This is a genomic window from Clostridium sp. AF23-6LB (assembly GCF_003461085.1).
Taxonomy (GTDB): domain Bacteria; phylum Bacillota; class Clostridia; order Lachnospirales; family Lachnospiraceae; genus Coprococcus; species Coprococcus ammoniilyticus.
The window spans coordinates 119,065-134,399 of sequence record NZ_QTWK01000005.1; the positions used below are offsets into that span (position 1 = coordinate 119,065).

Below are 15,335 nucleotides of genomic sequence, written 5' to 3' on the forward strand. Positions count from 1 at the left end.
CCATTTCTTACAATAGATCAGTAGATAAAAGTCTGGTAGATGTATGATACCAGATTTTTTTTGTGGTTTAAAGTCAGAAAGAGAAAGGTGAGAGAAAATGAAGTGGAAAGATCGATTGGGAATCCGGCTGGTGGCATATCTGGGAGGCTTATTTATCATGACGGCAGGAATAGCCGTATCGGTAAAATCAAACCTTGGGGTATCGCCGGTAAGCTCGATCCCATATACGATTACCTGTGTATTTGGTGTGGAGATGGGAAACGCAACTATCCTGTTTCATGTTGTGCTGGTTTTGCTGCAGATCCTGTTATTACGGAAAAATTTTAAATGGATCAATCTGTGTCAGATTGTAGTTGGAATTATATTTGGAAAATTTACAACTTTATGTAATTCACTTGTGGCGTTGCTGCCATCTACCGATAATATGTTGATACGACTGGGAATGATGCTGATCAGTGTTGTTCTGATCGCTGTCGGAATCTTCTTCTATCTGCCGGCAAATATTATGCCGCTTGCAGGAGAGGGAGCGATGCAGGCAGTATCAGCGATCACCGGTATTGCATTTCCAAAGGTTAAGATCGGATTTGACTGCAGTATGGTTATCATATCGTTAGTTACATGTTTGATCGCAATACATAGTGTTGGCAGTGTGGGAATCGGAACAGTCATGGCAGCGATTCTGGTAGGCTTTGTACTGGGACTGGTAACAAAAGCATTTGGAACATGGCGTGACCATCTGTATTACGGAAGAATATCATAGACAGGTGTTGAAAATCAAATCGGTATTTGGCATAATGGACTGGAACAGGAAAGAAAGGAGACATAGCTATGGCAGCAGGAAAAAAACAGAGCGGTAAGGATGCAATGGCGGTTATCAACGAGCATATAAAGAATGAAAGCTATGCTCCGGTATATCTGTTATACGGAGATGAAACATATCTTGTGAACCAGTACAGAGACAAATTGCTTTCGGCGGTAACAGACCGTGAGGACAATATGAACTTTGCAAAGTTTGCAGGAGAGAAGATCGACCCGATGGAGATCATAGGCTTCTGTGAGACAATGCCATTCTTCGCTGACCGGCGTGTGGTGCTGGCAGAAGGAACCGGATTGTTTAAAAAGAGCTGTGAGGAATTTGCGGAGCGGATCAAAGAGCTGCCGGATACTTCGCTGATCCTGTTTGTTGAGTCAGAAGTTGATAAGAGAAATAAATTATATAAGACCGTTGATAAACTGGGAGAAGCCCTGTGCTTTGAAACGCCAAATGAGAAGACGCTTGCTGTATGGGTTAAGGGAATGTTCAAGGGAGAAGGAAAACGGATAACCGATGATGCGATCCGTTCCCTGATTGAGCATACCGGATCAGATATGAATTCGATCAAGAATGAGATTGATAAGCTGATAAGCTATACGGTAGACAGGGAGGATGTAACTGTATCCGATGTGGAAGCTCTCTGCGTTGGCAATTCGGAGGGACATATATTTGAGATGATCGATGCCATATCCAGAAAGCAGCAGGATCGTGCACTTCACCTATATCATGAGCTGCTTGAAAACAGGGAGCCTGCGATGCGAATTTTGTTTTTGATCGCCAGACAGTATGATCTGTTATTAAAAACAAAGATGTGTCTTGCCGAGAATAAAAATTATGCAGATACGGCATCGGTGCTAGGCATTCCGTCATGGTCGGTGAAGAAATATGCGGAACAGTGCCAGAATTATTCGGAACAGGAGCTGAAGAAGATCATGGAAGCCTGTCAGGATACCGATTACAAATTAAAGACCAGTCAGGCATCGGATGTAGTGGCGGTGGAAGTGTTGTTAATATCATTGAGTCGGTAGCTGGTATGTGACGCGCAGGAATGCAGTGAGTCAAAACATACCGTAGGTATTGCGATTTGGATGCCGGAATTATTACACAAAAAAACAGAACCCATTAGGGTTCTGTTTTTTTGACGGTTTTGATTATATATGTGCAGCCTTACATATGTAATCAATTATAAAAATATATATGAGTCAGATTAAGCCATCTTGTTGACAGCGGCTGTAAGACGTGATACTTTACGAGAAGCATTGTTCTTGTGGTAAACGCCCTTTGAAGCAGCCTTGTTAATCTCTGAGATAGCAACCAGAAGATTTGCCTGAGCAGCTTCTTTGTCACCAGCAGCGATAGCAGCTTCTACCTTTTTGATAACTGTCTTAACCTTAGACTTGATCATCTTGTTTCTTAAAGTCTTCTTGTCAATTACTTCAATTCTTTTCTTTGCAGATTTGATGTTAGCCAAAATTCTCTACCTCCATTTGAATTATAGATTATAATAAGGTTTTTACATTAAAACCGGACACGGACAATTCAATGTAAACATACTCATCAATATTAGTATAGAGAAATTTATTTGTCAAGGGGCGAAGTGAAAATATTTCCATTTCTGAAAAATAAGATCTGATCTTATTCCCATCAATTTTATTTCTATCCTATTTCTATTACTTGTTGGCTTGTATGGAAAGGGAGGACATGGTATACTGTTTCTATTAATGCGTTATATATTATTACATACCAGGAGGTAAGAAAATGTTTGGATTTGATGAAATTACAAAAGTAGATCCTGAAGTTGCGGCAGCAATGACGGATGAATTGAACAGACAGAATAACAATCTGGAGCTGATCGCATCAGAGAATATCGTATCAAAGGCAGTTATGGCAGCCATGGGAAGCCATCTGACTAACAAATACGCAGAAGGTTATCCTGGAAAGAGATATTATGGCGGATGCCAGTATGTAGACGTAGTGGAAGATCTTGCCAGAGAGCGTGCAAAAGAATTATTTGGATGTGAATATGTAAATGTTCAGCCACATTCCGGAGCACAGGCCAATATGGCAGTATTTTTTGCTATTTTAAATCCTGGCGATACATTTATGGGAATGAATCTGGATCATGGCGGACATCTGACACATGGATCACCTGTAAATATGTCCGGTAAATATTTTCACTGTGTACCTTATGGTGTAAATGATGATGGCTTTATAGATTATGACAAGGTTCTTGAGATCGCAAAGGAATGCAAGCCAAAGTTGATCGTAGCGGGTGCGTCTGCATATGCAAGAGCAATCGATTTCAAGAGATTCCGTGAGATTGCAGATGAGGTTGGTGCATATCTGATGGTAGATATGGCACATATCGCAGGTCTTGTAGCAGCAGGCCTTCATATGAGCCCGATTCCATATGCACATGTTACAACAACTACTACTCATAAGACACTTCGTGGACCTAGAGGTGGTATGATCATGTGCAGCAACGAGATCAATGAGAAATTCAACTTCAATAAGGCAGTATTCCCTGGTATCCAGGGCGGACCTCTGATGCATGTCATCGCAGGTAAGGCAGTATGTTTAAAGGAAGCATTACAGCCGGAATATAAGGAGTATCAGGCACAGGTTGTAAAGAATGCAGCAGCACTTGCATCTGCATTAATGGCAAGAGGCTTCAATATCGTATCAGGCGGTACAGATAACCACCTTATGCTGGTAGATCTTCAGAATCTGGACCGTACCGGTAAAGAAGTAGAGAAGCTTTTAGATGAGGTTCATATCACTGTAAATAAGAACACAGTACCAAATGATCCAAAATCTCCGTTTGTAACAAGTGGTATCCGTATCGGAACACCGGCGGTTACGACCAGAGGTGCAAATGAAGCTGATATGGAGACAATTGCTGAGGCAATCAAGGCAGCAGTGATTGATAATGACAAGACAAAAGCAGAAGCACTTGTTAAGAGTATTGTAGAGAAGTATCCACTGTACGCATAAGGTTGTTATATGGAAGATTTATTTGACGAGAAGCTGTTAGAAGCAATCCGGCTTGCAGAAGCATTGCAGGATGGACAGTCAGAAGGAAACGAGTCAGAAGTAAAAAAGACAGATGTAAAACAGGAAACCGAAAACAGCAGTCCGGTCAGCCGGACGGAAGAACCGGCGGCTGACCCGGCTCCTCAGACGGGTGAAGAAGCAGTCGATCAGCTTATAAAAGAGATCGTGCAGGAAACACAGGAAGAGATTGCTGCCGAAGGCATCCAGACAGAGGATATCAGAAAAGAATTTTTTCGGAATAAGGCAGAGAAAGCGAAACGGGAAAAGAAGAAGCTGGATTCGGAACTGGAATCCAGACCGGTACATGCACCCAAAAAGCTGAAAGATCCATGGAGTCTCAGGAAAAAGGTCTGTGTGATCCTGCTTGTTGTGGTGCTGGTTGTGACTGGGATTCCTGCCGGTATATTTGCCAGAATGTATATGAATGGAAAGAATCAGCTGGCAGAAAATGCGCAGGGAGAAAAGGTGAGTTTTCATACCGACGGATCTTCTTCAACGGCTATCACATACAAAGGAAAGAACTACGTTTATAATACAGATACCGTATCGATTCTGGTATTTGGCGTTGACAATTCCGAGTATGTGCCGAAGGAATCGGAAAAGAACGAAGAACCGAAGACAACAGAGGCGGAAACGGAGGAAACAAAGCCCCAAAAGTCAAAGAAGTCAAAAAAACCCTCAGAGGATACAGAAGTCACGACGGAAGCGGATCTCAGAGACAGAGATGATGCCCTGACCTATTCGGATGCAAACGGCTCTGAATATGTTCGGTATGGCGGAAGAATCGATCTGTGCTTCCTGGTGGTATTTGATCTTCGAAATGATAAGCTTCACGTTATTAATATAAATCGTGACAGTATGACAGATGTGGATATTAAAACCATAGAAGGAAAAACAGCACTTACAGACCGGATGCAGATCGGACTGGCATATGGTTATGGGGATGGAGAGATCGTCAGTTGTGAGAATTTTACACATGCGGTATCCGGACTGATGTATAATCTTCCAATCAACGGTTATGTGGCACTTGATATGGATGCAATGGCAGATATCAATGACGTCCTGAGCGGGGTAACATTGACAGCCAGAGATACGATCAGTGAGAATGTCTTTGAGAAGGATGTAGTCACCTTACAGGGCGATGACGCATACCGGTATCTGGAAAAGATGGATACGGTAACGGATGCAGTCGGTGAACATGGCAGACGGATGGAACGTCAGAGTCAGTATCTGGCAGGCTGGCTGGAGCGGTTTGAACAGTGCTATTCCGATGATAAGGGAATCATAAAGAAGGTATACGAGGCAGCAAGTCCATATCTGCAGACGAATCTGGACAGAGATGCCTGCCTGTATCTGTTCAGCAGAATGCGTGGAATGAATATAGCAGTTGCAGAGAAGGATATACAGGAGCTTCCGGGAACGTATGGACGCCCTGCTCATTTTGATGAGTATCAGGTAGACACGGGAAGTCTGGTAGAAGAGATGCTGGATATCTTCTATATTCCAACCAGTTAGTGTAACATATTATATAAAATAAAAAAATATCCCAAATGCGGATTGAAGCGGCATACAAAAAATGGTAAAATTTACTTAAATTTTGTTTGCGCGGAACTGCATTTGGGGTATTTTTTATGCAATATCATAAGAGACAGGATGAAATGAAAAATATGCACAGAGGGGCAGTACAAATGTAGAGACATCTTGTATAAAGTGTATAATACAGCGGGCATAACAGCAAGGAGGGCATTTTAGAAGCATGAGAGAACATGGAAAAAGAGCAGCAGCATGGTTCCTTACCGTTGTCATGGTCATCACGATGATCGTGCCGTATGGCGGGGCAGGAATTCCATTTGCAGGTTGGGTGAAGGCAGCGGATCTGATCGATCTGTCAGGAAAGGATGGAGCACATAAGGTTACTGTTGTAGCAACGACGGAAACCGGTCTTGGTAATTATTATACCGGAGAGGCGATCGAAGCACCGGTTACGGTAAAGGTAGATGGGGAGGAAGTACCGTCGGACTGTTATGATGTGGTATACACAAATAACGTGAACGTGTCAACTGCAACCGAGCTTGCCGTGGCAACGATAACCGGTAAACCGGAAAAGGGTTATACAGGAAGCAATACGGCAAAATTCAAAATCCGTGTCACACCGATTAATAAAGCAACGGTCAAATTTGCATCCGATACGACAATTGTATCCGGCAAGTATTATGTTCCATATGTAAAGAATCTGGCGAATTCTCCGACAGTCCAATCGGTTACCTGGAATGGAAAGGTTCTGGTAGCGGAGAAAGATTATTATGAGAATGTTACTCTTTCAGAGAATTATCTGGAGATTGGTTCTAAGGGAACAACAGCGATTAAGGGAATGAATAATTTCAGTGGTTCCAAAACCTATACCTGGTATCTGAAGGCAGCCAATATCCAGAATCAGATTATCACACTAAGCAATTCCAATTACAGCTATGATGGAAAGGAAAAGAAGCCATCGGTTACGATCGCTGATGTGAACTCCTGGCTGGATGAGAATAATGATTATCAGTATCTGGAAGAAGACGTGGATTATACACTTTCTTACAGCAACAATATAAATCCGGGAACTGCAACCGTGACGATCACAGGTAAGGATTGTTACACCGGAAGCACATCCCTGAACTATACGATTAGCAGTGGAAGTGCAGCCTTAAAGGATATATCACAGACGACCGTGAATGTAGCATCATGTACATATAATGGACAGGCACAGACACCGGCTGTCACGGTAAAGGATGGAAGCACGACATTAAAGCAGGGAACGGATTATACGGTATCCTATTCCGCAAATACAAATGCAGGAAATGGAACAGTCCTGATCAGTGGATGCGGTAATTATACAAATACAAAGTCCCTTACTTTTAAGATCAATCCAAGAGATATTTCAAAGGCAGCCTTGACGGCAGAGCCTGCAACATATAAATATGGAGCAGAAGTATTTTCACCAAAGATCAGTGTTTATGACAGCAAACTGGGAACAACATTGACGAATAAAACCGATTATACAGTTGCAAGCTATGTAGCAAAGACAGCCGGTACGGTTTCAATCAGTGCGACAGGAAAAGGCAATTATACAGGAACCGTTACCGGTACATTGACCGTCAATCCTTTGGATGTGACGAATACAGCAAAGGTAACATTGAACCAGACATCCTTTGATCAGACAGGTGCAGAGATCAGACCGACAGTAACGTCGGTCACTTCAGATGGATATACACTGACCGAAGGAACGGATTATACGGTATCTTATAAAGATAATGTAGCAGCCGGCAATCTGGCAAAGGTAATTGTTACGTTCAAGGGAAACTATACAGGTTCCAAAACTGTATATTTTACGATTATTTCTTCCCTGCCGGATCTGTCAGGGGCAGTGTGCAGCACAATTGCAGATCAGACCTATACCGGAGCGCAGATCAAACCGGAGGTTACAGTGACCTATGATGGCAAAACACTGACGAAGGACAGCGATTACACCGTTTCATATGGCGCAAATGTCAACTGTGGTACAGGTACGGTTACGATCACCGGAAAGAACGGATACAGTGGAACGAAATCTGTAAATTTCAAGATCAGTGCAAGAGCGCTGACAGATTGCTCGCTCAGTTATGATGAGAGCGTAAAATGGACAGGAAGTGCCGTAACTCCAAATATCCGTATCACATATGGTCAGAAGCTCTTAATAGAGGGTACGGATTATACCGTTGCTTATTCCAATAATATAAATGAGACAACGGCAGCGACTGCTACAGTGACAGGAAAAGGTAATTTTACAGGAAGAAAAATATTGACATACAAGATCGTCAGAGACCGTACGGATATCAATGCTTCAACGATTACTGTCGATGCAATCGCGGATCAGGAATATAATGCAGGACAGGGACTCCGACCTGCGGTTACAGTCAGAAATGGTGGTACGATCCTCACTCTGAATACAGATTATACGGTTACTTATACCAATAATTATACTGCAGGATCTACAGCAATAGTAACCATTACGGGAATCAATGATTATACAGGAACAAGAAAAGCAACCTTTAATGTTGTTGCACTTGATCTGACAAATGCAAAGGTTGTTTTGGAAGCAGACAGTTATGAATATACAGGCATGCCACAGACTCCGGGTGTTACATCCTTTACAACGGTATCCGGAAAGACCTACACCAGTATGACGAATTTCACTGTGAATTATTCGAACAACACAAACTGTGGAACGGCAACGGTAACTATAAAGGGAAAAAATGCAAACTTTACAGGAAATGCAGTGGGAACATTTACTGTTACAAAGAAATCGATCAACGGAGCGGTTTTCAGTAATATTACAGCATGTACATTTACAGGAAGTGAACAGAAGCCGACAGCAACCGTAAAGATTGGAACTACGACTTTAGCTGCCAATGCAGATTATGAATTATCCTATAAAAATAATATCAATGCCGGTACAGGAACGATTACAGCCACCGGAAAAGGTAACTACAGCGGAAGTTCAAAGACGACCTTCACGATCGCAGCCAGAGCTATTTCAAGCTGTAAGGCAGAATACAGCAAAGAGATGGTATATACCGGATCCGAGGTAAAGCCTTCTGTAAAACTGACCTATGGTTCCTATGAACTGAAGGCAGGAACGGATTACACTGTTTCCTATAGCAATAATATAAATGAAACAGACAGTGCATCGATCCGGATCACAGGAAATGGAAATTTCAGCGGTACACAGGCCTGTACATTTAAGATCACAAAGATTGTAACAAACATCAATGACAGTTCAATCAGCATAGCATCGATCAGAGATCAGGAGTATCAGGGAGGCCAAGCCATTATTCCGAAGCTTAGGATCACACGGGATGGAGTTACTCTGGTAGAAGGTGAGAGTTATACTGTAACAGTAACCAACAATAAGACGGTCGGTTCCACTGCAACCATTACGATCCAGGGCATCGGAGCATATACAGGTACAAGAACCCTGACATTTAAGATCGTGGCAGCAGATATTACAGGTGCAGAAGTAGCACTTGTACAGCGGTCATATGAATATACAGGTGCGGCATTTACACCGGCAGTTGTAAGCCTTACAACCACAGGTGGAAAGCGGATTACAAATCTGTCAGAATTCAGTGTTTCATATTCCGGCAATACCAATGTCGGAACGGCAACCGTTACTGTGACCGGAACCGGCAGTAATTATAAGGGAACCACAACTGGAACTTTTGCGATCACGCGGAAATCGCTGAATGATTCACTGGTAATGAATGTGGGTACAGTGACTTATACAGGATCAGCGTTAAGTCCGGATATTACAGTAACCTTTAACGGCAAAACGCTTACAAAGGGCAAGGATTATGCAGCTGCATTTACAAATAACATCAATGCCGGAACTGCAAAAGCAAAGATTACAGGTCTTGGCAATTATGATGGAACAGTTGAAAAGACCTTTACCATTCAGCCTTTTGATATAAATAATGGCGGTTTTATCATGGTTACAGGTTCTCCATATACCTATACAGGAGGAGAACTGAAACCGGGATGCACTGTTCTGATAAGTGGAAGATCACTGGCGGCTGCAAACTATGATGTGACATATTCCAACAATATCAATGTCGGAACTGCAACGATCACAGTTACAGGCAAAGGCAATTATAAGGGAACGATAACTGAAAAATTTACGATCCAGGCGAAGCCTCTGAAAGACACTTCTGTGACTTATACAAATCTGATGTCATATACAGGAAAGCAGGTTTGTCCGGAAGTAAAGGTAATGGATGGAGCAGTTGAGCTGAAGAAAAATGTGGATTATGATGTCAGCTATCAGAACAATACAGAAGTGACAACATCTGCACGGATCCGGATCACAGGAAAAGAAAATTATACAGGAACAATAGACCGGTATTTCTCAATCCAGAAACAGGAGATCAATCTCAAGGAGGCAGAGATAACGGCCGAGAACCAGACTTATAACGGCAGGGAACAGAAGCCGGCTGTTACAGTAAAGGTATCCGGCAGAGTAATCGATCCATCCGAATACAGTGTGCTCTATTCTGAAAATATCAATGCCGGAACTGCAAGGATCACGGTAAATGGTCTTTCGGATTCCTTTAAAAATACAGGATATGGAACCTTTACGATCCTTCCAAAACAGATAGAGAAATGTACAGTGTCCTATACAAAGAGCGTATCCTATACAGGAAAGGCTGTCACACCTTCCGTTATTGTCAAGGATACAGCAAGAAATGCAGTGCTGGGCGCCGGTGCATCTGCAGACTATACGGTATCGTATCAGTCGAATACAGAGCCGACAACCAAGGCTGTGATACAGATTACAGGAAATGGAAATTACACCGGTACATTGACACAGTATTTTGCAATTGTAAAACAGACGACACCGGTTACAAAGACAGATCTGTCTGCGGCAGTTATAACGGTGGCAGATCAGACTTACACCGGAAAAGCGTTAACACCTGCAGTTACTGTTACATTAAAGGGTAAGGTGCTGAAGCTGAATACAGATTACACGGCAGCATATTCCAACAATACAAATGTTGGTACAGCGAAGGTTGTGATAACCGGAAAAGGCAATTATACAGGAAGTGCGTCAAAGACATTTGCGATTAAGGCAAAGACCACACCGAATGTGAAGAAGCCTGGTGTAACGAAAAAGATTACAGTAAGCAAGATCAAGACAACTTCTGCAAAGATCACATGGAAGAAGGTATCTGATGCAGATGGATATATGATCTACCAGAAGCAGGGCTCCGGCAAGAAGAAACTTATAAAAACGGTGGGTAAGAATGCATCTTCTTACAGTGCGAAGAAGCTGAAAGCAGGAACCAAATACACTTATAGTGTATATGCTTATAAGAAGTCAGGAAACTCTAAGATAAAGGGCAAAGAGAAGAGTAAGGCATTTGTAACGAAGCCGTCAAAGGTAAAATCAGTAAAGACGACAGCGAAATCAAAGGCATGTAAGATAAGCTGGAAGAAGGTAGCCGGTGCCAGTGGATATCAGGTATATATGGCAACCTCAAAGAAAGGCAAGTATAAGAAGATCGGCGATACAAAGAAGCTGAATCTGACAAAGAAGAGCCTGAAAAAAGGAAAGACATATTATTTCAAGGTCAGAGCATACAAAACTCTGAATAAGAAAAAAACATATGGTGCTTATTCCGTTAAAGTAAAAGCGAAGATTAAATAAGCGGGAAAATAACAAACAGCCATTGATGAAAAGGAAGCCGGATCCATATACGGATCCGTTTCCGACGCATCGATGGCTGTTTGTTATGGGTGAAATTATAAATATTATTTTGGCTGCTGATATGGAAGACAGGTTAAATGAATTCTGTAAAAAATGTATCTGCCATATGTTCCAGAAATTCAATGACTGCATCATATGGAAAAATCTCAGCACGGGTGACGGAAGCTTCCGGGGCAGGTGACGGATTCTGAATAATGTACGTCTGCAGAGCTTTTGTGATCTGTGACGGATCCTCCGGCCGGCATTCTGTAATATGTACAAGCTCCGGCTGATAAGTGATTTGTTCCGGTATATATGGATGAAAGTCCTTTAGTAGACGTGGATTGATCCTATCATATTCTCCATAAAAGTACCGGTCAGAGAAAAATTCTGCCAGAGGAATCTTTTTTTCCGGTTGTGAGGAAATGTGAACATACAAAGGTTGTCTTGTATCAAAACAGGTATTCCCTGCGGTATTTTCTATAGTAAAATAGTCCGGCCAGAAATCAGTCACATAGTGGGTATCCAGATGCAGATGTGCAAGGATGCCATAGTCAGCCGGTGACAATATCGCATCATCCGGGTAGAGAGCACGGATATAATCAAGATCCGGATATTTAGTGATCAGATTCTTCTGCCATGCCGGACGGAAATGCGTTCTTTCTTTATTATCCGTGATATCCGGCAGGATACAGCCGAGGAGAAACTGTTCCGGGTCGGCCTTTATTGCCAACAGACGGGAATCGGCTGCGGAAGTTACACCTGTATTTATTTTATTGATTATCATTTCACCCTCGATCAGATGCATCAGAAAACCGGGCATGTGACATAAACCTCCTGTAGATCATAAGTTAAAAAAATAATAGTGAGTTTCCATGGGGATGTCAAGCCGGAGAAAAGAATATTGACGGATGCCGAAAAAGAATATAAAGTTAGCGTTAGAAATAAAGTATCGAAAAGAAAGAGGAGGTACTTATGGGAACAAAGATCTGTCCGATATGTGATGGAAAAGTAAACAGTATTAATTTTTGTAAAACCTGTAAACGGTTTGTAACACCGATAGAAACCAGCCACAGCTTTTATCTGAACGAAAGACGAGAGCCTGAAGATTATCAGAGAGAGTATCAATATAGTGGGGATGTATCGGACTACAGTGCGGACAAACCTGAAGTTGAGGATGAAGTAACGGATTGCCATGATGAGTTTGAAACCGAGCTTCCGAAATGGGCGAATCGGACTCCGACATCGGCAAACCCTATGCCGAATCTGGATACGACCTATACGACAAAGAAAAAGAAATCGAAAAAAGCAGAGAGTGTGATCTCTGGCCTGCTTTTTCTGGCTGCGATTGGAGTATGCTTCCGGATGAGCAGCTTGTGGGATGCATGGCAACAGTACCGGGATAAGCAGAAGATGCAGGAATCTCTGGATGAATTACATGAGATGCTGGATGAACAGGATGAGAAAAACTATGTAGATGAGAACGGATACAGCTACCGCTATATCTATCAGCCGGGAGAAACCACGGATTATGGCACAGACAGTCTGGTTGGCTTATCAGCCGATGAAGTGTATGACCGGGGAGAAGCCTGTGATGGTGTGGCTCATTATGAGGGCGTCACCAGTGATGAGCTGGAGGCTGCTTTTTTACAGAATGCAGAGGAAGATGACATTTTATTTGAAGATACAAGTACAGGGACTGCCGGGAATCTGAGTTTGTATGAATACTCGTATCAAAACGGAGATACATTTACATACTATAATAAAGAAAAGTATATTTCAGATGACGAATATGGCATTGATGTGAGCATAAACAGTGATCTGAATACACAGGCGATCCACTCTGTCCGAATATGGCAGTATCCGCCGGATGTCGATGATGGTTTCTGTCTGGATCAGATCTATGAAGATCTGGTAATGGCACTTGAGGATGAAACGCTTCAGGGCGACAGTCTGGAACGGACAACAGAGATGATCCGCTCCTATCAGGAAAAGGAGTATTCTGCGGATGATTCCAGTGCAAATTATACAGACCTTCAGATCGGAAAATGGAGCCTGACGATCAGCAGAGGAGAAACCTCTCTTGGTATTGCGATGGACTATCTGGGTGAATAGAAAGGTTAAATCTTCATGAACAAAAGCAGTACCATCTTGAAAGCCGGGAAAAACGTGGTTATAATGGATGCGGAATTGCCGGAAATATATACAAAAGAAGAATACAGCAGGCAGGCTGTATAAAAAGGAGGTTCTGATTGGACAACAATTTACCTGATAACAGTAATAACAACAATAATAACAATAATAACAATAATAATGGAAATAAGGGAAGAAACAATCGCTCGATCATGGTGATCCTGGTTATTTCCATTTTACTGACATTTTTATTCTGGCGCGTATTTGACCGGGTGTCATCCGGCAGGGAAGAGGAAGTCACATATGGTCAGTTTATCGAGATGTTAGATAAGGGCGAGGTTGGTTCCGTAAAGATCTATGGAAGCAAGATCGTATTTGAAAATAATGCCGATGATAAGGTGATCAGTAAGACAAAATATACTGCAACCAGAATATCGGATGACAGTCTGGCAGAGAAGCTTCGTCAGGCAAAGACGAAATATGGAACAGAATATGAAGGCATTGATGAGAGCGGAAGTGCCATGGTTGGCACGATCATTTCTTACATTGTAATGATCGTTGCATTCTATCTGTTGTTGTCGATGATCATGAAGCGAAGCGGCGGTGTAGGTAGAGCAAATGCGAAGATTTACGTTGAGAAGAAAACAGGTGTTACCTTTGCGGATGTTGCCGGAGAGGAAGAGGCTAAGGAATCTCTGACAGAGATGGTCGATTTCCTTCATAATCCAAAGAAATATCTGGATATCGGTGCGAAGCTGCCAAAGGGTGCGCTGCTTGTCGGCCCTCCGGGAACCGGTAAAACCCTGCTTGCAAAAGCTGTGGCAGGTGAGGCAAATGTACCATTTTTCTCCATGTCCGGATCCAGCTTTGTAGAGATGTATGTCGGTGTGGGGGCTTCCCGTGTCAGAGATCTGTTCAAACAGGCGACACAGATGGCACCATGTATTATATTTATTGATGAGATCGACGCAATTGGAAGAAGCAGAGATTCCAGACATGGTGGAGATTCCGAACTGGAGCAGACCCTGAATCAGCTTCTTGCGGAGATGGATGGCTTTGATACATCAAAGGGTATTGTGATCCTTGCGGCAACGAACCGCCCGGAGGTACTGGATAAGGCACTTCTTCGTCCGGGACGATTTGACCGCAGAGTTATCGTAGAGAAGCCGGATCTGAAGGGAAGAATCGATACACTGAAGGTTCATTCCAAGAATGTCAAGATGGATGAAACGGTTGATCTTCATGAACTGGCACTTGCAACTTCAGGTGCGGTTGGTGCGGATCTTGCAAATATCATAAATGAGGGAGCGCTGGCAGCCGTCAGAGATGGCAGAAGTCTGGTTTCCCAACAGGATCTGATCGGTGCGGTAGAGGTTGTATTTGCCGGCAAAGAGAAAAAGGATCGTCTGCTCAGCAAAGAAGAAAAACAGATCGTTGCTTATCATGAAGTCGGACATGCATTACTCGCTGCAATTCAGAAACACACGGAGCCAATCCAGAGGATTACGATCGTTCCAAGAACCATGGGTTCTCTGGGCTACGTATGGCAGGTTCCGGAAGAAGAAAAATATCTGGAATCCAAGAAAGAGCTGGAAGCAGAGCTTATAACCCTGCTTGGCGGACGTGCAGCGGAAGAATTGAAATTTGACTCTGTAACGACAGGAGCATCAAATGATATTGAGAAGGCGACCAAGACCGCCAGGGCTATGATAACCATGTATGGTATGTCAGATAAATTCGGTATGGTGCAGCTTGAATCAATAGAAGGACAGTATCTGGACAGAAATCTTGCCCTTCAGTGTTCCGATGAGACTGCAACCAAGATCGATAAGGAGATCCGTGATATGCTGCGAGATTCCTATAATAAAGCAAAGAAACTTTTGTCTGCCCATATGGCAGCTTTGGATTCTATCGCCAGCTTTCTTATAGAACATGAAACGATCACCGGCAAAGAATTCATGTCAATTCTTGCTCAGGTGGAACCACAGAGATAAATAGAAAAACTGAATGCAACAGCATTTGCTAATGATTAACGAAAAGCCACTGCCATATATCGCAGTATACACATGTTAT

At 42.8% G+C, this 15,335-nt stretch carries 9 protein-coding genes; 7 read left to right on the top strand and 2 right to left on the bottom strand.

Annotated elements, in window-relative coordinates:
* The first annotated feature begins 97 nt into the window (after positions 1–97).
* Positions 98–760, top strand: coding sequence for a DUF6198 family protein (locus tag DWY07_RS12010; protein WP_117823360.1), 663 nt, complete (start codon positions 98–100; stop codon positions 758–760).
* Between the two features lie 68 nt (positions 761–828).
* Complete coding sequence (gene holA, locus DWY07_RS12015; protein ID WP_117823362.1) at positions 829–1,842, top strand: DNA polymerase III subunit delta; 1,014 nt, start codon at positions 829–831, stop codon at positions 1,840–1,842.
* A gap of 179 nt (positions 1,843–2,021) precedes the next feature.
* On the opposite strand, the gene rpsT is transcribed toward holA, so the two are convergent.
* Complete coding sequence (gene rpsT, locus DWY07_RS12020; RefSeq protein ID WP_021944824.1) at positions 2,022–2,285, bottom strand: 30S ribosomal protein S20; 264 nt, start codon at positions 2,283–2,285, stop codon at positions 2,022–2,024.
* A gap of 287 nt (positions 2,286–2,572) precedes the next feature.
* On the opposite strand from rpsT, the gene glyA reads away from it, so the two are divergent.
* The 3 genes from glyA to DWY07_RS12035 all read left to right on the top strand — a co-directional run bounded on the left by glyA (position 2,573) and on the right by DWY07_RS12035 (position 11,090).
* A complete protein-coding gene (glyA, locus tag DWY07_RS12025; protein WP_117823364.1) occupies positions 2,573–3,808 on the top strand; it encodes a serine hydroxymethyltransferase in 1,236 nt (411 codons plus the stop codon).
* Between the two features lie 9 nt (positions 3,809–3,817).
* Positions 3,818–5,383, top strand: coding sequence for an LCP family protein (locus DWY07_RS12030; protein ID WP_117823366.1), 1,566 nt, complete (start codon positions 3,818–3,820; stop codon positions 5,381–5,383).
* Positions 5,384–5,624: 241 nt separating this feature from the next.
* The gene (locus DWY07_RS12035) at positions 5,625–11,090 is read left to right on the top strand and encodes a fibronectin type III domain-containing protein (protein WP_117823368.1); all 5,466 of its coding nucleotides are present in this window, start codon (positions 5,625–5,627) and stop codon (positions 11,088–11,090) included.
* A 133-nt stretch (positions 11,091–11,223) separates the two neighbouring features.
* Here the strand turns inward: DWY07_RS12035 and DWY07_RS12040 are convergent, their stop codons facing one another.
* Entirely contained in the window at positions 11,224–11,952 is a 729-nt protein-coding gene (locus DWY07_RS12040; RefSeq protein WP_117808484.1) for a hypothetical protein, read from the bottom strand.
* 152 nt (positions 11,953–12,104) lie between these two features.
* Between DWY07_RS12040 and DWY07_RS12045 the strand changes: the two genes are divergently transcribed.
* Both DWY07_RS12045 and ftsH read left to right on the top strand, forming a co-directional pair.
* Positions 12,105–13,244: a hypothetical protein gene (locus tag DWY07_RS12045; protein ID WP_117808483.1), complete on the top strand. Its 1,140-nt coding sequence runs from the start codon at positions 12,105–12,107 to the stop codon at positions 13,242–13,244.
* Positions 13,245–13,381: 137 nt separating this feature from the next.
* Positions 13,382–15,256, top strand: coding sequence for an ATP-dependent zinc metalloprotease FtsH (ftsH, locus tag DWY07_RS12050; protein WP_181983929.1), 1,875 nt, complete (start codon positions 13,382–13,384; stop codon positions 15,254–15,256).
* The last annotated feature ends 79 nt before the right edge of the window (positions 15,257–15,335 follow it).

Excerpts from the sequence above, each read along its gene's own strand:
- DWY07_RS12010 (WP_117823360.1), top strand. The coding sequence starts at position 98 with ATGAAGTGGAAAGATCGATTGGGAATCCGGCTGGTGGCATATCTGGGA.
- holA (WP_117823362.1), top strand. The coding sequence starts at position 829 with ATGGCAGCAGGAAAAAAACAGAGCGGTAAGGATGCAATGGCGGTTATC.
- glyA (WP_117823364.1), top strand. The coding sequence starts at position 2,573 with ATGTTTGGATTTGATGAAATTACAAAAGTAGATCCTGAAGTTGCGGCA.
- DWY07_RS12030 (WP_117823366.1), top strand. The coding sequence starts at position 3,818 with ATGGAAGATTTATTTGACGAGAAGCTGTTAGAAGCAATCCGGCTTGCA.
- DWY07_RS12035 (WP_117823368.1), top strand. The coding sequence starts at position 5,625 with ATGAGAGAACATGGAAAAAGAGCAGCAGCATGGTTCCTTACCGTTGTC.
- DWY07_RS12040 (WP_117808484.1), bottom strand. The coding sequence starts at position 11,952 with ATGCCCGGTTTTCTGATGCATCTGATCGAGGGTGAAATGATAATCAAT.
- DWY07_RS12045 (WP_117808483.1), top strand. The coding sequence starts at position 12,105 with ATGGGAACAAAGATCTGTCCGATATGTGATGGAAAAGTAAACAGTATT.